At 63.6% G+C, this 18,721-nt stretch carries 13 protein-coding genes; 8 read left to right on the top strand and 5 right to left on the bottom strand.

The features are described 5' to 3' along the window. Positions 1 to 35 precede the first annotated feature (35 nt). The 3 genes from trpS to secB form a co-directional block, all read right to left on the bottom strand. Entirely contained in the window at positions 36 to 1,040 is a 1,005-nt protein-coding gene (trpS, locus tag WFR25_RS24295; RefSeq protein WP_336974420.1) for a tryptophan--tRNA ligase, read from the bottom strand. A gap of 7 nt (positions 1,041 to 1,047) precedes the next feature. Then, entirely contained in the window at positions 1,048 to 2,634 is a 1,587-nt protein-coding gene (gene murJ, locus WFR25_RS24290) for a murein biosynthesis integral membrane protein MurJ (protein ID WP_336974417.1), read from the bottom strand. A 79-nt stretch (positions 2,635 to 2,713) separates the two neighbouring features. Then, positions 2,714 to 3,217 (bottom strand): protein-export chaperone SecB, encoded by a 504-nt coding sequence (gene secB, locus WFR25_RS24285; RefSeq protein WP_336974416.1) that lies wholly within the window; start codon positions 3,215 to 3,217, stop codon positions 2,714 to 2,716. 183 nt (positions 3,218 to 3,400) lie between these two features. Between secB and WFR25_RS24280 the strand changes: the two genes are divergently transcribed. The 5 genes from WFR25_RS24280 to WFR25_RS24260 all read left to right on the top strand — a co-directional run bounded on the left by WFR25_RS24280 (position 3,401) and on the right by WFR25_RS24260 (position 8,343). Then, complete coding sequence (locus WFR25_RS24280; protein ID WP_336975040.1) at positions 3,401 to 4,054, top strand: Tim44/TimA family putative adaptor protein; 654 nt, start codon at positions 3,401 to 3,403, stop codon at positions 4,052 to 4,054. Beyond that, a complete protein-coding gene (gene mltA / locus WFR25_RS24275) occupies positions 4,051 to 5,355 on the top strand; it encodes a murein transglycosylase A (RefSeq protein ID WP_336974414.1) in 1,305 nt (434 codons plus the stop codon). Before WFR25_RS24280 ends, mltA begins: the two co-directional genes overlap by 4 nt. Before the next feature lie 9 nt (positions 5,356 to 5,364). Further along, positions 5,365 to 5,910, top strand: coding sequence for a Smr/MutS family protein (locus WFR25_RS24270; RefSeq protein ID WP_336974413.1), 546 nt, complete (start codon positions 5,365 to 5,367; stop codon positions 5,908 to 5,910). A 105-nt stretch (positions 5,911 to 6,015) separates the two neighbouring features. Next, positions 6,016 to 7,686, top strand: coding sequence for a putative bifunctional diguanylate cyclase/phosphodiesterase (locus tag WFR25_RS24265; RefSeq protein WP_336975039.1), 1,671 nt, complete (start codon positions 6,016 to 6,018; stop codon positions 7,684 to 7,686). Positions 7,687 to 7,812: 126 nt separating this feature from the next. Then, the gene (locus WFR25_RS24260) at positions 7,813 to 8,343 is read left to right on the top strand and encodes a hypothetical protein (RefSeq protein ID WP_336974410.1); all 531 of its coding nucleotides are present in this window, start codon (positions 7,813 to 7,815) and stop codon (positions 8,341 to 8,343) included. A 72-nt stretch (positions 8,344 to 8,415) separates the two neighbouring features. Here WFR25_RS24260 and WFR25_RS24255 read toward each other — a convergent pair whose 3' ends face one another. Further along, on the bottom strand, positions 8,416 to 9,087 hold the full coding sequence (locus WFR25_RS24255; protein WP_336974409.1) for a glutathione S-transferase family protein: 672 nt from the start codon (positions 9,085 to 9,087) through the stop codon (positions 8,416 to 8,418). 141 nt (positions 9,088 to 9,228) lie between these two features. After that, positions 9,229 to 12,402 (bottom strand): TonB-dependent receptor, encoded by a 3,174-nt coding sequence (locus tag WFR25_RS24250; RefSeq protein WP_336974408.1) that lies wholly within the window; start codon positions 12,400 to 12,402, stop codon positions 9,229 to 9,231. Between the two features lie 204 nt (positions 12,403 to 12,606). Here WFR25_RS24250 and WFR25_RS24245 point away from each other — a divergent pair, with 204 nt between their 5' ends. The 3 genes from WFR25_RS24245 to WFR25_RS24235 all read left to right on the top strand — a co-directional run bounded on the left by WFR25_RS24245 (position 12,607) and on the right by WFR25_RS24235 (position 18,717). Further along, positions 12,607 to 14,523: a rhamnogalacturonan lyase gene (locus tag WFR25_RS24245; RefSeq protein ID WP_473829113.1), complete on the top strand. Its 1,917-nt coding sequence runs from the start codon at positions 12,607 to 12,609 to the stop codon at positions 14,521 to 14,523. Continuing rightward, on the top strand, positions 14,523 to 15,338 hold the full coding sequence (locus WFR25_RS24240; RefSeq protein WP_336974407.1) for a rhamnogalacturonan acetylesterase: 816 nt from the start codon (positions 14,523 to 14,525) through the stop codon (positions 15,336 to 15,338). Before WFR25_RS24245 ends, WFR25_RS24240 begins: the two co-directional genes overlap by 1 nt. A 73-nt stretch (positions 15,339 to 15,411) precedes the next feature. Then, the gene (locus WFR25_RS24235) at positions 15,412 to 18,717 is read left to right on the top strand and encodes a transglutaminase family protein (protein ID WP_336974406.1); all 3,306 of its coding nucleotides are present in this window, start codon (positions 15,412 to 15,414) and stop codon (positions 18,715 to 18,717) included. Positions 18,718 to 18,721 lie beyond the last annotated feature (4 nt).

The following is an 18,721-nucleotide window of genomic DNA, read 5'->3' as shown; positions in this document are numbered from 1 at the left end:
TGTGCCAGAAAGACGCCGCGCACCCCCGAAATCCGTCAGCGCATCAGGCCCATCGCTTCATAGGCCGCCCGTAGCGTCGGCTCTGCCGCTGCCGAGGCACGAGCCGCGCCCTTTTGCAAAATGGCGTCGAGGGCCGAGTCGTCACCGCGCAGGGCCAGGAACCGCTCGCGGATGGGACGCAGTGATTCGACCAGCACTTCCCCCAGCGCGGGCTTGAACGCGCCGAACCCCTGACCGGCAAAACGGGCGCATACCGCGTCGGCGCTTTCGCCGCTCAAGGTCGCGAAGATGCCGACGAGATTGGCGGCTTCGGCGCGGCCTGCCAGACCCTCCGCCGTTTCAGGCAGCATTTCCTGATCGCTCTTGGCTTTGCGCACCTTCGCCATGATCGCATCATCGTCGTCGGTCAGATTGATGCGGCTCGCATCGGACGGGTCGGACTTCGACATTTTCGCCGTGCCGTCGCGCAGGGACATGATCCGTGCGCTTTCCTTCGGGATGATCGGATCGGGTATGGTGAACAGATCGACGCCGAAATCGGCGTTGAACTTCGTCGCTACGTCGCGGGTGAGTTCCAGATGCTGCTTCTGGTCTTCGCCCACAGGCACATGGGTCGCCTGGTACAGAAGGACGTCGGCGGCCATCAGCACCGGATAGACGTAGAGGCCGACCGAAGCGCCTTCGCGGTTCTTGCCTGCCTTGTCCTTGAACTGGGTCATGCGGTTGAGCCAACCGATCCGGGCCGTGCCATTGAGCAACCAGCAAAGCTCGGCATGGGCGGGGACGCGCGCCTGATTGAACAGCACGCTGCGATCAGGGTCGATGCCCGCCGCGATCAGGGCCGCCGCCATGTCGCGGACGTGGCGAATGCGGGCAGCGGGTTCTTCGGCCACGGTGATCGAGTGCATGTCGGCAAGGAAGAAGAAGCACTCGCTTTGCGAATCCATCTCATCCTGCATCCGTACCCAGTTGCGGATCGCGCCCAGATAATTGCCAAGGTGAAGATTGCCGGTCGGCTGGATGCCGGAAAGGACGCGCATGTCGGGTTCAGCTCGCTCTGGAGGGACGGCGGAAGGCCGCCCGGAGTTCGGAAATGGCGTAGGCCCGGAAGGCCAGCGCCGATGCCCCATAGACCAGACCGCCGACGCCGCACAACAGGGCGAGGGCAATGACGCGTTCTGCCAGCCCCTTGGCCATATGCGGATCGAGTAGCGGGTTGAGGAAGTAAAGCGCCACGCCCATCGCCGCGCTCGCCGCGATGATTCGCAACGCCTTGCCCCGGAAACGCGCGTCCATCCGCAACTGGCCGCGCCTGTGTAGTAGCCAGTAGAGGATGAGCACATTGACCCAGGCGGCGATGGCAGTGGAAATGGCGACGCCGACATGGCCAAAATGCCAGATGAGCGTCAGATTGCCGACAAGGTTGAACAGCATTGAGAAGACGGCGACGCGTACCGGCGTCTTGGTATCTTGTCGCGCATAGAAGCCCGGCGTCAGCACCTTGATCAGCACATAGGCCGGGACGCCCACGGCAAAGGCCGCAAGCGCGCCCGCCGCGCCGATCGTGTCGGCGGCGGTGAAGGCGCCATGCTGGAGCAAGCCCCGGATCAGCGGCGTGGCGGAAATGCAGAGCGCGACGGCGGCGGGAAGGGCAAGGAACAGCGCCAGTTCCATAGCCCGATTCTGGGTATGGCTGGCCGCATCCTCATTGCCGCTGCCGATCTGGCGCGAGAGGGCAGGCAGGATCGCGGTGCCGACGCCGATGCCGATGAGGCCTAGCGGCAACTGGTTGAGGCGATCGGCATAATAAAGATAGCTGACGGCCCCTTGCGGAAGGAAACGCGCGGCGAGGCTGGTGGAGATCAACAGGTTGAACTGGATCGCGCCCGCGCCCAGCGCAGCCGGGCCGATCAGCACCAGCAGACGCTTTACCGAAGGCGACAGGCGCGGCAGGCCAAGGCGCAGGGTGACGCCCGCGCGGCGGCAGGCCCAGATGAGCCAGAGCAGTTGCATGAGACCCGAAATCGTCACGGCGACGGCCTGGGTATAGCTTGTCTCGACCGGCGTATCGCCCCGGAAGAACAGGACCGCGCCGATCATGCAGATGTTGAGCAGCACCGGCGCTGCCGCGTTCACCCAGAAACGGTCGAGCGAGTTTAATATGCCGCCCAGCAGCGAGACGATGCTGATGAGGGCCAGATAGGGAAAGGTGATGCGGGTGAGGTTGACCGCAAGGTCGAACTTTTCCGGACCGCCATCGGGGAAGCCGCCGGTCATCGCCCAGACGACAGGCGCGGTGAGCGCCATCATCAGCAGCGTGAAGACGACAAGGAAGGGAAAAAGGACCGAGAGGATCTGCCCGGCAAAGGCGACCGCCGCCGCCTTGCCACTGCCCGGATCAGCCTTGTCCCCTTCTGCCATCGTGCGGTTGAACATTGGCACGAAGACGGCGGCGAAGGCCCCTTCCGCGAACAGCGCGCGGAAGAGGTTAGGCAGGCGCCAGGCGATCAGAAAGGCGTCCGACGCCAGCCCCGCGCCCAGAAAGCGCGCGACCAGCATGTCGCGGACCATGCCCAATATGCGGCTGATCAACGTCAGGCCGCCGATCGTGCTGGTGGCTCTTAACAGGCCCATGGAAAAACCCCGCTATCCGTTCGTGCTGATGGACGAGACTGTGACAGGCTCAGCCCGAACGGACGTGAGGACCAAGATGTCAGGCGTTGCCGAGCGGCGTCTCGGTTGCCTGGGCCGCCATCGCCTGCTGCATATAGAGCTGGCCGAAATCGATGGGGTCGAGCAGCAGCGGCGGGAAGCCGCCGTCACGCACGGCATCGGCCAGCACGCGGCGGGCGAAGGGGAAGGCAAGACGCGGCGCTTCGGCCAGCATGAAGGGCTGAACCTGGTCCTCCGGTACGTTACGGAAGCCGAACAGTGCGCCATAGACCAGTTCGACCGCGAAAGCGGTGCCCTGGCTGGTGGTGGCCTTGACCTCAATCTTCAGCGAGACTTCGATGACGTCTTCACCAACGGCATCGGCGCCGATGTTGAACTGCACGTCGATTGCGGGCTGTTCCTGCCACTGGTAAACGGCCGGCGCGTTCGGGTTTTCGAACGACAGATCCTTTACATACTGGCTGATCAGCGCGATCTGGGGGCTGTTGTCCGCACCATTGGCGGCCACGGCGTCATTCTGGATGGTATCGGCTTCGTCGGCCATGATCGTTCCTTGAAAATCCCTGTTGACTGGCCCGGTATGGAACCGTCGACCAAGCCCGCGCGCTTAGCAGTGCAGGCCGATGAGGGCAATGGCGTGCGCTAGCCAGAAGGGGCATTTGAATAGTTGCACGAATATGCCTATGTTCAGGTTTGATTGTTTCCTGACCGAAGGATGTCCACCCAAGTGTATGCCATCGTCATCCTTGCCATGATTGCCGGTTTTCTGGCGTTGCGGCTCTATTCCGTCCTGGGCAAGCGCACCGGGCACGAGCAGCAGCCCGCTCCGCGATCCGCCGATGATCGCGCCAAAGTTGCGGTGCTGCAGCCCCGCTCGACTGGCGAAGCTGCGCCTGAAGCCGCGCGTTTTGTCGAAGGTATGATCGCGCCCGGTGCGGAAGCTGGCATGCGTGCGCTCATCGCCGCCGACCGCAATTTCGATGTACCGCAGTTCGTGGAAGGCGCCAAGTCCGCCTACAAGATGGTGCTGGAAGCCTTTTGGCGTGGCGATCGCGAGGAACTGGCATGGCTGTGCGATGCCGATGTGCTGGCCTCGTTCGAGGAAGCCATCGCCGCACGCGAGGCGCAGGGCCATGTGCTCGACAACCGCGTCGTGCGAATCGAAAAGGCGCAGATTATCGAGGCCAGCGTTGATGGCCGGATGGCCGAGATCGCCCTGCGGTTCGAGGCGGACATTGCCGCCGTCACTCGCGACAAGGATGGCACCGTCGTCGCCGGGTCGATGACCGATGCGGTCGGCACCAACGACGTCTGGACGTTCAGCCGCGATATCCGCAGCGCCGATCCCAACTGGAAGCTCAGCGAAACCGACGAAGCATGATCCTGCGACAGTTGGGCGTGGGGTTGGGGGGCGTGCGGCGCCCCGGCGTCGCGCTGGGTGTGGCGCTATTGCTGTCGGCCTGTTCGGGCGGCATGATCCCACCCGGTTCGACCGGACCCGCGCCGACGCCGCCAACTGGACCTTCCGGTGAAAATGCTGCGCGGCCCGTTCCGGCAACGCCGCGCCCTGCTCTGCCCGTCACGCCGCCATCCGCCGTCCAGTCTGCCGATACCGCCAACGCGGTGACGGCGGGCCTGACGCCTGGCCCGGCGATCGACACGCTGATACCGTCCGGAGAACGGGCGCTCGCGGCGCTCGCTGCCTTCCGTATTTCCTGCCCTGCCCTGATGCGGCGCATCGACCAGAGCGGCCTGACGCGCGGCGCCGACTGGAACAACGCCTGCGCGGCGGCGAGCAGTTGGCCCGAAAGCAGCGCGGCGGCCTTTTTCTCCCGCTATTTCGAGGCGGTGCAGGTCGGCGATGGGAAGGCCTTTGTCACCGGCTATTATGAACCGGAGATCAGCGGATCGCGGGATCAGCGGTCGGGCTATGAGGTGCCGATCTATCGCCGTCCCACCGACCTGATCGACGTCAATCTGGGCCAGTTCAGCGACGCGCTGAAGGGCAAGACGATCCGGGGCAAGGTGCAGGGCAGCAATTTCATACCCTATGACGAACGCGCCCAGATCGTCAGCGGCGCGCTGGCCGGGCGCCGTCTGGAACTGGCCTGGGCCGCCGATCCGATCGAGTTCTTCTTCCTTCAGGTGCAGGGCAGCGGACGGCTGCGCCTGCCCGATGGCGGCGTCATGCGGATCGGTTATGACGGGCAGAATGGCCGCGACTATACCGGCATCGGCAAGCTGATGAAGGATCGCGGGCTGATCCAGGCCGGATCGATGCAGGACATCATGGCCTATCTGCGCGCCAATCCGGTCGAGGGCGCGGCGATCATGAACGAGAATAAGAGCTTCGTCTTTTTCCGTGAACTGACCGGCGCCGGGCCGCTGGGCGCGCTGGGCGTGGCGGTGACGCCGGAAGCGACCGTCGCGACCGACCCAAAATATGTGCCGCTGGGCGCGCCGGTGCTGCTGTCGCTCGACCGGGCAGAACCCAATGGCATCTGGATCGCACAGGATACCGGCGGCGCAATCAAGGGCGCCAACCGCTTCGACAGTTTCTGGGGCGCAGGCGATCGGGCGCGGTCCATTGCGGGCGGCATGTCGGCGCGGGGCAGCGCCTTGCTGCTGCTGCCGATCGGCGCTTATGCGCGCCTTTCCGGCGCCCCTGCCCGCAACCCATAAGCCGGAGCGGTGGCCGGGCGCAGGCTCACAGCGGACGAACAGGCACTCTGGGCCAAAGTTGCGCGCACGGTTCGGATCATGCACGGCAAGAGCGCGCCTGCAACGCTGACTGCTGAGCCGGCAAGCGCTCACCCACCGCCCAAAGACGACATTGTGTTAACGCGCGCTGCACCGCAGCAACGGCACGGCCCGTCGCCTCGCTTACCCGTCCCGGTGCTTGACAGTAGCTGGGAAAAGCGGGTGCGGAGCGGGACTTTGGCGCCCGAAATGTCGATCGATTTGCATGGCCACAACCTGACGGCAGCCCATCTTCACCTGAACCGGGCGCTGGCTGGCGCGCTGGCTCAGGGGGTTCGCACGCTGCTGGTCGTGACCGGCAAACCACGGCAAAGAAACGATAATAGTTCAAATTCCCACCGCGGCGCGATCCGCGCCGAGATCGGCCACTGGCTCCAGACCAGCCCTCATGCCGACGCCATCGCCAGTGTCCGCGTCGCCCATCCCCGCCACGGCGGCGACGGCGCCCTCTATGTGATATTGCGTCGCAAAAAATAGCGGCCTGCGGCGCCAGCCACTGACACTTTCTTAACCACCCTCCCGCATAACCTCCCGATTGCATGGCTGGCGAGCGGGATGTTGAACATCGGGGCAAAAGGATCAATACAGGGCGTGACGGTGAAGAGCCGCGCGGCTGCCTTCGCCGCCGGCGCGGGCGCCGTGGTGTTCATCCTGTCGTTGCTGCTGGGCGGCGATCAGGGCGATGTCATGAGCATCGGCCGGTCGCTGATCATCGCCATATTATGCGGCACCCTGAGCTGGGCCTCTGCACAGCGCACCACCGCCTTGACTGCCACTGCCATCGATGCCGCGACTGAGCGCCTGCTGGCGGCGGCCCATGGCGACCTGCAATCGCACGTCCCCGCCCCGATCGGCCTTGAACTGCCCGATCTGTCGGTGGCGATGGAAAGCCTGTTCAGCCAGGTGCGTACCAACCTGGACCATGTCCAGACGCTGGCCCTGTTCGATCAGATCACCGGCCTTGCCAATCGCACCAGCTTCTGCCGCCAGGTCGAACGCCTGCTGATCGAGCAGGAGGGTGAGCGGCCTGCTGCCCTGTTCTTCATTGACCTTGATGGCTTTAAGGGCGTCAACGACACGCTGGGCCATGCGGCGGGCGACCAGTTGCTGGCGCGCGTCGCCGGACGGTTGCGCGAAGTGGTGATGGCGCAGGTCGCCAACGGCACCGGCGACGCCGTGATTGGGCGGCTGGCGGGTGATGAGTTCACGATGTTCTTCCCCAACCTGCCCGATCGCGACGCGGCGCTGCGGATCGCCCGCGCCATCCAGTTCGCGCTGGGCGAGCGGTTCGACCTTGGCAGCCAGCATGTCGAACTGGGCGCGTCCATCGGCATCGCCTGCTTTCCCGACCATGGCGACAGCCTGTCCGCCCTGCTGCGCGCCGCCGACATCGCCATGTATCATGCCAAGCATGAGGGCCGGGGCCGGGCCGAAATGTTCACCACAGAACTGGCGCTGGAAGCATCCGACCGAGCCGAACTGGAGCGCGACCTGTTGCTGGCGCTGGAACGCGAGGAGTTCCTGCTGGAATTTCAGCCGCAGATCGAAATCATCAGCGGCCGCGCGGTTACGGCAGAGGCGCTGGTGCGCTGGATTCATCCCGAACGCGACCTCATCATGCCCGGCTTTTTCGTGCCGGTGGCCGAAGAGAGCGGCGTGATCGTCGCGCTGGGCGACTGGGTGATGGACCGGGTGTGCGAGACAGCCGCGCGCTGGCATCAGCAGGGCGTGAACCAGCGGATCGCCATCAATATTTCTACGCGGGAACTGGGGCAGGGCGATTTCTTCCTGCGCCTGCGCCATGCCATGGCGACCCACCGCACGCCCCCGTCATTGCTGGAACTGGAGATTACCGAGACGCTGGCGATGGATCTGGACACCCGGATATTGGAGCAACTGGCCGCGCTGCGCGCCGATGGCGTGCGTATCGCGATTGATGATTTCGGCACCGGCTATTCCAACCTGTCGCGCCTGAAAGAGTTGCCGGTCGACATCGTGAAGATCGACCGCAGCCTGGTCCGCGACATCGCCCATTCCGCCGAAGCGCGCACCATATGCAGCGCGGTCGTCGGTCTGATCCAGGGGCTGGGCATGGAAGTGGTGGTCGAGGGGGTCGAGAGCCAGGACCAGATGGACCTGCTGCGCGTGATCGGCTGTACGCTGTTCCAGGGCTTTCATCTGGCCCGACCGACGGCGGAACTGGACTATCTGACCCGCTATGGCGCGCAGGATGCGGTGCGGGCGCGGGTTTAGGTTGTGGGACTGGCGGGGACCGACCATTAGAGGACATGCGCTGGATTATCAGGGGCGACCAGTTTCGGACGATCATTGCCAAAACCCGTCCTTGTCGCCGTTGAGAGTGCCAGCTAATAGCTGAAAATGATCTGGAGAGATTTTCTGCTCATTGCCGCTTCGGCGATCTTTCTCGCGCATGGGCCAGTAGGCGCGCAAAAGCATTCCGCAAGCCCGATCTTGATTGAAGCTTGGTCTAATTGTCCGCCGGATATTGATAGGTATGGCGACTGGATCTCAAATCGCCCTCCGCTTGAGGGTGAGAGAAATGCTGTTCCCAACGATGCAGTCCACGAGGTCGTCCAAAGTCAACGAGAGCGAGCAGTTGCGCTACTCAATGATGCGGAGATTGTTGCGCTGACCTTTACTCACGCAGAAGAGTTGGCTGGCGAAATGCCAACACAATCAGCGCAATACGGGAAGCCGTTCCTCATCCGCAATGTCGTGCCGTCGTTCATCGGAGGCCTGCGCGGACCCGTTAGATTAGATCGAGTTGGTTCAGCCCTTACAATACGGGCCGGACTGTTTGGGTGCGGCGGTTTCTTTAAGAACCCGCTTGTTGTGTTTCTTTCATCGGCTCCGACCCGCGTTGACATGCAGGTCAGCGCCATCTGGTAAGAAGGTCCGCTTTCCGGCGTCCGCGCTTACAAGCCGCCTGTCTCCAATCCACCCGTCGCCTTCTCCTCAGCCTTAAAAATCCGGCTTCTCATAATGGGGCGGCGGTACGATCACTTCCATCCGCTCGGAGAGCAATGGCCGGAACGAAGGGCGCGACTTGAACCCGGCATACCAGCGCTTGACCGTTTCATGTCCCTGCCAGTCGATCCCGCCCAGATAGTCGGCGACCGACAATTGCGCCGCCGCCGTGATGTCGGCGAGGCTCAGTGTGCCGCCCGCCATCCAACTGCGATGGTCCAGCAGATAATCCATATAATCCATATGGACGTTGGCCCGCTTCATCGCCTCGCGCAGCACGCGGGCGTCGGGGGAAGCCCGCTCGACCAGCCGCTTCTTCATCCGCTCGTGCAGCAGCGGGCCGACCACGTCAGCATAGAAATTCTGGTCGAAAAAGGCGGTTAGCCGCCGTACTTCGGCGCGTCCTGCGGCGGTGCCGGAGATCAGTGGCACCTTCTCCACCGTCTCCTCGAAATATTCGCAGATTGCCTGACTGTCGAGCAGGGTGATCCCCTTTTCCTCGTCCATCATGACGGGGGTGGTGCCGGCGGGGTTCATGTCCAGAAACTCGTCCCGCATCGCCCAGGGCGATTCGCGGATCAGATCATAACCCACGCCTTTCTCGCCGAGCAGGAGCCGGACCTTGCGGGAAAAGGGACAGAGCGGAAATTGGAAAAGTTGCCACATTCCTTATGCTGTTAAGCCCGCCCGGCGCAGGGGGGAAGCGGCAATTTGGTATTAAGGCGCGCACTTGCTCCAAAAGAAACGCGCCCGGAGGGCTGATGCCCGCCGAGCGCGAAGGATGCCCCCAAGGGAGGGGAGGGGCAATTACAATTTCATCTGTGCGCCCAGGAAGATGCGGCGGCCGGGATAATAATATTCCAGCGGCTTGGACGCATCGATGTAGGTCTTGCTGAATTCCTTGCCCAGATTGAGCGCTTCCACCGACACCTGGAACTGGTCGGTCAGGCGGAACAGGATCTTGGCGTCGATGAACGTCTCGCCGCGACGAAAGATCGGGCTGTTGGCGTTGGTGGAACTGGACGCGGAATCCAGCCAGCTTGTGCGCCGGTTATAGGTCAGGCTCGCCTGCAACCAGTCCTTGTCGTAGAAAATACGCGCATTGTAGGTGAATTTCGACAGGCCGGGGAACTGCTTCAGCTCTTCATTGGTCGCCTGGTTGGTGAGGCCGGTTTCCAGCGCTCGTGAGTAAGTGATGTTACCCGACACACCGAACCCGTCGAACGGCGCGGGCAGAAAACTCAGCACCGTCTGGGCGCTCGCCTCGATCCCGTCCAGCCGTGCGCCAAAGCCGTTGATCGGCTGGCGAACGGTGTAGGTGATGCCGTCGCCGAACAGGTCCACGCCCGAACGGGTCTGGTTGCCGACAATGAAGCTCTTCAGATCCTTGTAGTAATAGCCGATGCTGACCATCGTATCGGCATTGGGATACCAGGCGACGTTCAGGTCATATTGATCGGCGCGATAGGGTTGCAGGTCGGGATTGCCCGCCATGCAGACGTCATCCAGCCCCGCCGAATCCGTCAGGTCGAACACGCAGTTGATCGACGGTGACAGGTCCGTGACCTTGGGCCGGGCCATATTTTTGGCATAGGTCGCGCGGATATACAGGTTGGGAATCGGCTCCAGCGACAGGTTGATGGCGGGCAGCCAGTCGTCATATGTGTTGTTGATGGAGATTTCCTGCACCGCCGTCGTCACCGTTTCCAGCACCGCCGGGATCAGCACGCCGTTCACCACCTGGCCGGTGCCGGGGCGGATGCGGGTTTCGCGGCGGGTGTTGGAACTGGTGCCGCTATCCTTGGTCCGTGTGTAGCGCAGGCCGAAATTGCCCGACAGCTTCATGCTGCCAATATCCTGATCGAAATTGAACTTGAGGTAGCCCGACGCAATCGTCTCGTCGATGATATAGGCCGGGATTTGCGGCAGGCCATCGGCGGAACGTACCAGGTCCTGGTCAAAGCCGGACAGGTCGAAATATTGCGACAGGGCGGCATTATTGAACAGCGGGATGGCCAGCCGGTCCGGCGCGCCATCGGGGGCGCCCTTCAGGCCCGTGAACAGTGGCGCGCCGCCGGTCACGCCGACATTGTTCGCCACGAACTGCTGGAACTGCTGAGGCGTCAGATAGATGGTGCCCGCCGCCGCGCCGGAGGCTGGCACCGGACCGATCACCGACCCGGTGCTGACATTGGCGCTGGTCTGGTAGATGGCGGGCGATCCGGGGATGCCGGCGCCCGGCACCGCCGTCACCGCGGCTTGCAACAGCCGCGCGCCGCCGCCGGTGTAGGAATAATAGCTCTGGTCGCGATATTGACCGCCCACCTCGATCCTGGAGATGAAGGGCAGCAGGCCGCCGGTGTCATAATCGACGTCCAGCTTCAGTTGCTTCTCGCTCGAACCGGAATCCTGCGGGCGATACTGGACGTTGGGACCGGACACATTGAGCAACTGCCCATTCGCGCCCGTGCGCGTCAGGTCGGCATAGACATTGGGGTCCGACGGATCGAAATTGCCGGGGAAGTTGAAGATCGGAATGCCCAGGTCATTGCTGCGATCGACGGTGATGCCGCTGACGCCGGTCGACAGGCCCACCAGATTGGTGTTGCTGAGCAACCGAGCCTTGGAACTCGACGCCATGCCAATGGCCTTTAACCGTCCCAGCGTCCAGTTGAAGCCGGTCTGGTAATATTTGGTCTTCTGGTCATAGCGGAAATCGCGGCGCTGGACGCTGACGATGCCGTTCGCGCCATTATAATTGGGCGCGGCGGCGGTGCCGACATTCAGGCCGTTGAGCTGCGTCAGCCAGTTTGTGACGGTGTGGCTTTCTTCGTCGATCGTGAAGGTGCCGGGCGTGATGCGCGGGCGGGACGTTGCGCCAGCGCCATTGGCGGCGAGCGCCGGATCATAGTTGAACCGCTCGAACCGGTCGGCATTGATCGAATAATTGGTATCGCGCAGCCGCTGGGCGCGATTGTTGATGGTCGTCTGGCCCCAGATGTCGAAATTGTCGGTGACGCGAAACTGCGCCTGGAAATCGGCGGAGGTGCGCTTGTCGGTCCGGTCCAGCGTGCGATAGCGCGCGATCGTGGGCGCCCAGTCGAAAAACTGGGTTTCGCAGGCCAGCCGATTGGCGGTTGCGACCGGGGCGGTCGCGCCGGTCACGCCCGCGCAACTCTCATAGCTGCCGAAATCGGCATAAGCCGCGTTGGCGACCGTCTTTTCGCCCGACCGGTCGAAATCGGCCAGCCGGTTCCAGTTGGTGTTGGATGCATAATCCTGCCGCGTGTCGACCTGATTGTGGGTGACGTTGACCAACAGGCCCAGCCGCCCGCCCAGCAAATCGCTGCGCGCGGCGGTAATGTTGAAGCGGGGCTTCCAGGTTTCGGTCAGGTCCAGTCGCTGGGCTTCGGCCTTGATGACGAAAATCGGCTTGACGATTTCCAGCGGACGGCGCGTCTCGACGCTCACCGTGCCGCCGATGCCGCCTTCGGTCAGGTCGACGGTATAGCCCTTCCACACGTCGATCGACTTCACCAGTTCGACCTGTAATTCACGGAAGTCGCCGCCGCGTTCGCCGGTGGCGGACTGCTGACTGACGCCGTTGATCTCGATACGGTTGAGCTGCGGCTCGACGCCGCGGATCGACACCTGAAAGCCCTCGCCGAAATCGCGGTTCAGCTGAACGCCGGTGATGCGCGACAGCGCTTCGCCCACATTCTTGTCGGGAAAGCTGGAAATATCGTCCGCAACGATCGAATCGACCACCGTGCCCGCGTTACGCTTGCGCGCGATCGCTGATTGCAGCGAAGCGCGGGTGCCGGTGACGACGATGTCGCTTGGATCGACGGGGGCGGCGGTGATGGCCTCCTTCGCGCCATCCTCCTGCGCCAGCGCGGACGATGCGGTCAGTGCGCCGACGGTCAGCGCCAGCGCTGACACGGAATTGCGGCCAATAGCGGTGTTGAAAAACGCCTTCACGTTCAGATCCTCCCTCTTATTCCCCGGCGGATCCCCATCCGCCGTTTTCGCTTCGATGCGTATTTGCATTCTCAATTATCTGATTTATTGCGGCTGACAACAAAAAAGTTCACATTTATAACATGACGTTCATATTGTGGACATTCTGAGGGTGATGGATCGCCAAAATGGCAATTCCATCGTTAATGAAAAAGGGAGAGGGTCTTGAAGAAAACCGCCTTGCTTGCTGCTGCTGCATTGACCGGCCTATGTCCTGCCATCGCCGCTATGCCCCCGCTGGTCGGCGGGCGGCAGGTCGAACGGCTGGACCGCGCGCTGGTCGCGCTTGCCGCCAATGACGGGCAGGGCAATCATATTTCCTGGCGCCTGCTCGCCACTGACCGGCCCGGCACGCGCTTCACCCTCTGGCGCGACGGTCGCGCGATCGCCCGGATCGGCGGCAAGGACGCGACTAGCGTGCATGATCGAGAGGGGACGGCCACATCCCGCTACGCCCTGACCGAAGGCAGCGCCCGACCCAAAGGAACGGGGATGACCCCATGGAAGGATGGCACTTTGGCCATCCCGCTCGATCGCCCGGCGGACCGCACCACGCCCGATGGCGAGCGCTACAGCTACAGCGCCAACGACGTCAGCGTCGGTGATCTGAACGGCGACGGCCGCTATGAACTCGTCGTCAAATGGTATCCTTCGATCGCCAAGGATAATGCTTTTTCGGGCTATACCGGGGAGACGCTGATCGACGCCTATACGCTGGACGGCAAGCGACTGTGGCGCATCGATCTTGGCCGGAACATCCGTTCGGGCGCCCATTATACCCAATTCATGGTCGCCGACCTCGACGGCGATGGCCGGGCGGAGGTCGCCATGAAGACCGCAGACGGAACGGTCGACGGCGCGGGCAAGGTGATTGGCGACGACAAAGCCGACTGGCGCGGGGGAGAGGGCAATCTGCCGCAAGCCGACCGTACCGGCGCGACAATCCTGCCTGACGGCACGAAGGTCGCGCAGCGTAAGGGTCGCATTCTCTCCGGTCCCGAATTTCTGACGGTGTTTGAGGGGGCGACCGGCAAGGCGCTCGCCACCGCCCCCTATTCGCCACCCCGCTCGCCCGACGCCGACCCTTCCACGGAGGGACTGACGAAATTGTGGGGCGATGGCTATGGCAACCGGTCGGAACGCTATCTTGCGTCGGTCGCCTGGCTTGACGGCAAGCAGCCCAGCCTGATCTTCGCACGTGGCTATTATGCCCGCTCCACCATCGCGGCGTGGGACTGGCGTGGCGGCAAGCTGACCCAGCGCTGGTTGTTCGACAGCAGCGCGCCGGGCAACGCCGCCTATGCCGGGCAAGGCAACCACCAGATGTCGGTGGCCGATGTCGACGGCGATGGCCGCGACGAAATCCTCTACGGCTCGATGGCGGTGGATGATGATGGCAAGGGGCTTTGGACCGCTCGCCTGTTCCATGGCGACGCCATGCATGTGTCGGACCTCGACCCCGCCCGTCCGGGCCTTGAGAAATTCGGCGTGCATGAGGATATGCGATCGAATGGCAATATCGGGGCGGCCATGCTGGACGCGCGCACCGGCGAAGTGCTGTGGAAGAAGCCTGCCGACAAGGATACCGGGCGCGGCCTCGCCATCGACATCGACCCGCGCCATCCCGGCGCGGAAAGCTGGGCCAGCAATTCGCCCGATCTGTGGGATGCGCAGGGGAATGTCATCCCCGGCGGGCATCCGAAGGCCGCCAATTTCGCCATATGGTGGGATGGCGACGCGTTGCGCGAATTGCTCGACGGCACACGCATCGACAAATGGGACTGGAAGGCCGGGATCGAACGCCCGCTGCTCCGACCGGAGGGCGTTGAATCGAACAACGGCACAAAGCAGAACCCTGCCCTTTCTGCCGACATAGTGGGCGACTGGCGTGAGGAACTGGTTGTGCGCAACACCGATAGCAGCGAGTTGCGCATCTACACCACACCGTGGCCCACGACGCTGCGAATGCCGACGCTGATGCACGATCCGGTCTATCGCGCCGGCATCGCCTGGCAGAACAGCGCCTATAACCAGCCGCCGCATCTGTCCCGCGCCCTGCCAGTCAGCGAAGAAGGTAAATAATGTCTCGCACCCTTTTCTCCACCGCCGCCCTGACCGCCGCGACACTCTGGCTGGCCGCGTCCACCGCCCAGGCCGCGCCGCCGGGTAGCAGCATCCTGATCGCTGGGGATTCGACTGCGTCCAATTACAAGCAGGACAAATATCCCCAGACCGGCTGGGGTATGATGCTTTCCTGCGGTCTGTCCCCCGATGTCCGCGTCAGCAACCATGCGATGGGCGGGCGTTCGACCCGCACCTTCATCGCGGAGGGGCGCTGGGATGCGTTGATGAAAGATCTGCAACCCGGCGATACGGTGCTGATCCAGTTCGGCCATAACGACGCCTATAAGGCAAAGCCCGAACGCTTCGCCGCGCCCACCACCGACTATCGCGACAATTTGCTGCGCTTTATCTGGAGCGTGCGGGGCGCAGGCGGGACGCCAGTGTTGCTGACGCCGGTAGCGCGGCGGTCCTTCGGGGCGGATGGCAAGGCGAAGGCGGATTTCGCCGACTATTCCGCCGTTGTCCGCGACCTTGCGGCAAAGACGGCCACCCCGCTCATCGACCTGGAGGCATTGTCGCGCGCCTGGGTCGATAAGGCGGGACAGGAAAAGTCACGCGCCTATTATCTCCATTTTGGCGCGCAGGATGGCGTCGCCGCCTTTCCCAAGGGGATCGCCGACGACACCCATTTCAGCGAACTGGGCGCGAGGGGCGTGGCGGATCTGGTCGCGGGTGCGCTCAAGGCGCTGAACCTGCCCGTTTCTGGCAGGGTGCTGCCGGTTCGCCCCGATCTTGCACTCGCGACACCGCTGGGTAAGGCGACCGGCCGCTAACTAAGGCACCCTAATATGCGGGGCGGTGCAATTAGATATTGCAACGCAGCAAGTGCTGGCGTCTGATAATGCCATGCTCAAAGCCGCCTTGCACCACCTCACCGCCTATCGCTACAGCCGTCCGATCCGGCTGGGGCCGCAGGTCATTCGATTGCGCCCGGCCCCGCACAGCCGGACCAAGGTGCCCAATTATGCGCTGAAGATCGAGCCGCAGAATCATTTCCTCAACTGGCAGCAGGATCCACACGGCAACTGGCTGGCGCGGGTCGTCTTTCCCGATCCGGTCGATCATTTCTCGATCGAGGTTGATCTGCTGGCTGATCTCGACATCATCAACCCCTTCGATTTCTTCGTGGAGCCTTATGCGGAGACTTACCCCTTCGCCTATGACGACCAGCTAAGAACCGATCTTGCCGCCTATTTCGATGTCGAACCGCAGGGCGCGCAATTCGATGCGCTGGTGGAGCAGCATCGCCATTTTTCAGGCCGGACCATCGACTTTCTGGTCGACGTCAATTCACGGCTCCAGCAGCGGATAGGCTATGTCATCCGCATGGAAACGGGCGTGCAGACGCCCGAGGAAACGCTGGAGGTCGGCATCGGCTCCTGTCGCGACAGCGCCTGGCTGCTGGTCCAGTTGCTTCGTCGTCTGGGTTTCGCCGCGCGGTTCGTCTCCGGCTATTCGATCCAGCTTGTCGCCGATGTCGAACCGATCGAGGGGCCAAAGGGCGTTACGCAGGACGTGGTCGACCTGCACGCATGGGCAGAGGCCTATGTGCCCGGCGCGGGCTGGGTCGCGCTCGACGCGACATCGGGCATGTTTGCAGGCGAGGGGCATATCCCGCTCTGCGCCACGCCGCATTTTCGCTCCGCTTCGCCGATCACCGGCATGGCCGAACCGGCGGAAGTCGATTTCGCCTTCGAGATGAGCGTCAGCCGTATTGCCGAGGCGGTGCGGATCACCAAGCCCTTCACCGATGTGCGCTGGAACGCGCTGATGGCGCTGGGCGAGCAGGTCGATGCCGATTTGACCGCGCAGGATGTGCGCCTGACCACCGGGGGCGAGCCGACCTTCGTCGCGATTGACGATCCCCAGGCGTCCGAATGGAATGGTGACGCGGTGGGACCGACCAAGGCGGGCTATGCCGACCGGTTGATCCGCCGCCTGCGCGACCGTTTCGCGCCGGGCGCGCTGCTCCATCATGGACAGGGTAAATGGTATCCGGGCGAAAGCCTGCCGCGCTGGGGCTATTCCATTTATTGGCGCACCGACGGCACCCCCGTCTGGCGCGACGTCAGCCTGATCGCGGGCGAGCCGGAAGCAGGCGACGCGACCGTGACGCCGGAAATGGCCGGGCAGTTCCTTTACGCCCTGGCCAATGGTCTGGGCGTCGAGGCTGACTATGTGCAACCCGTCTATGAAGACACGCTCGCCTGGTCGGTCAAGGAAGCCGAACTGCCCGACAATGTGTCGCCCGGCGATCCCAAATTCGACAATCCCGAGGAACGCAGCCGCATGGTCCGCGCGTTCGAGGGTGGGCTGTCCAAGACGGTCGGCTATGTCCTGCCCATCCAGCGCTGGCAGAGCGAAGTCTCCGTGCCCCGCTGGCAGAGCGAGGTGTGGAAGGTGCGCCGCCGTGGCCTGTTCGCGGTGCCCGGCGATTCGGCGCTGGGCTATCGCCTGCCGCTCGGCACGCTGCCCTATGTGCCGCCATCCGACTTCCCCTATATCCACGCCCAGGACGGCAGCGAACCGCGCGAACCGCTCCCTGATTTCCGGGAGCAGGCCGCCCAGCGGATCGAAACCGCGCAGGCCGAACAGCAGGAACGGGTCGAGCAGGTCTTTATCGAGGGCGCGGTGCGCACCGCCGTTACGGTCGAGCCGCGCGGCAATTTCCTGTCGGTCTTCCTGCCCCCGGTAAAGGCGCTGGACGATTATCTGGAACTGATTGCTGAGGTCGAGCGGGTGGCGGAAGCCACCCGCATCCCCGTGCGGATCGAGGGCTATGCGCCGCCGCCCGACCCGCGCCTGATGGTGCTGAAGGTCACGCCCGACCCCGGCGTGGTCGAGGTGAATATCCAGCCCGCGAAAAGCTGGGCCGAGACGGTGGCGATCACCGAAGGGGTCTATGACGATGCGCGACTGACGGAGATGACCGCCGACAAATTCATGGTCGACGGGCGCTCGATCGGCACCGGCGGGGGCAATCACCTCGTCCTTGGCGGCGCGACGGTCAATGATTCCCCCTTCATCCGCCGTCCGGATCTCCTGAAGAGCTTCGTCCTCTACTGGCAGCGGCATCCTGCGCTCAGCTATCTCTTTTCCGGCCTCTTCATTGGCCCCACCAGTCAGGCCCCCCGCATTGACGAGGCCCGGCATGACAGCCTGTACGAACTGGAAATCGCCCTCGCTCAAGTCCCGAAACCCGGCGAAGGCGCCATGCCACCCCCTTGGCTGGTCGATCGCCTGTTCCGCAACCTGCTGGTCGACGTGACCGGCAATACCCACCGTACCGAAATCTGCATCGACAAACTGTTCTCGCCCGATGGCCCGACCGGACGCCTCGGCCTCGTCGAGTTTCGCGGGTTCGAGATGCCACCAGACGCGCAGATGAGCCTCGCGCAGCAACTCCTTCTGCGCGCGCTCACCGCCTGGTTCTGGCGCGAGCCGCAGCAGGGCAGTCTGGTGCGTTGGGGCACGGCGCTGCACGACCGCTTCTTCCTGCCGCATTTCGTCTGGGCCGATTTCCTGGAAGTCCTCTCCGACCTGCGCGGCGCGGGCTATGATTTCGACCCCAACTGGTTCGAGGCGCAGCGGCAGTTCCGCTTCCCCACCCACGGCGCGGTCGATGCGGGCGGCGTCGGGCTGGAGATCACCCATGCGCTCGAACCGTGGAACGTGCTGGGTGAAACCGGCGCGATCGGCGGCACGGTGCGCTATGTCGACAGCTCGACCGAGCGGTTGCAGGTCCGCGCGACGGGTCTGGTCGCGGGGCGGCACATCATCGCCTGCAACGGCCGCCGGGTGCCGATGACCCCGACCAGCGTTCCGGGCGAAGGGGTGGGCGGCGTCCGCTATAAGGCATGGGCGCCCGCCAACTGCCTGCACCCGAACCTGCCCGCCAATGCGCCGCTGACCTTCGATGTGCTCGATAGCTGGAGCGGGAGGTCGCTGGGCGGCTGCGTCTATCATGTGGCGCATCCGGGCGGGCGCAATTATGATGATGTGCCGATCAACAGCTATGAGGCGGAATCGCGGCGCAAGGCGCGCTTTCAGGATCATGGCCATACGCCGGGTCCGGTGGAGATGCCGCCGCCCGAACCCGCGGGGGAGTTTCCGATGACGCTGGACCTGCGTTTCAATCCCCACGGCCTTTGATGTG

The organism is Sphingobium aromaticiconvertens (assembly GCF_037154075.1).
In the GTDB taxonomy this organism is placed as follows: Bacteria; Pseudomonadota; Alphaproteobacteria; order Sphingomonadales; family Sphingomonadaceae; genus Sphingobium; species Sphingobium aromaticiconvertens.
This window is presented reverse-complemented; position numbering and strand designations above follow the sequence as displayed.

What these genes read in the sequence shown, in the direction of transcription:
- WFR25_RS24260 (WP_336974410.1), top strand. Translation starts at nt 7,813, where the DNA reads ATGATCTGGAGAGATTTTCTGCTCATTGCCGCTTCGGCGATCTTTCTC.
- mltA (WP_336974414.1), top strand. Translation starts at nt 4,051, where the DNA reads ATGATCCTGCGACAGTTGGGCGTGGGGTTGGGGGGCGTGCGGCGCCCC.
- WFR25_RS24235 (WP_336974406.1), top strand. Translation starts at nt 15,412, where the DNA reads ATGCTCAAAGCCGCCTTGCACCACCTCACCGCCTATCGCTACAGCCGT.
- trpS (WP_336974420.1), bottom strand. Translation starts at nt 1,040, where the DNA reads ATGCGCGTCCTTTCCGGCATCCAGCCGACCGGCAATCTTCACCTTGGC.
- secB (WP_336974416.1), bottom strand. Translation starts at nt 3,217, where the DNA reads ATGGCCGACGAAGCCGATACCATCCAGAATGACGCCGTGGCCGCCAAT.
- WFR25_RS24240 (WP_336974407.1), top strand. Translation starts at nt 14,523, where the DNA reads ATGTCTCGCACCCTTTTCTCCACCGCCGCCCTGACCGCCGCGACACTC.
- WFR25_RS24255 (WP_336974409.1), bottom strand. Translation starts at nt 9,087, where the DNA reads ATGTGGCAACTTTTCCAATTTCCGCTCTGTCCCTTTTCCCGCAAGGTC.
- murJ (WP_336974417.1), bottom strand. Translation starts at nt 2,634, where the DNA reads ATGGGCCTGTTAAGAGCCACCAGCACGATCGGCGGCCTGACGTTGATC.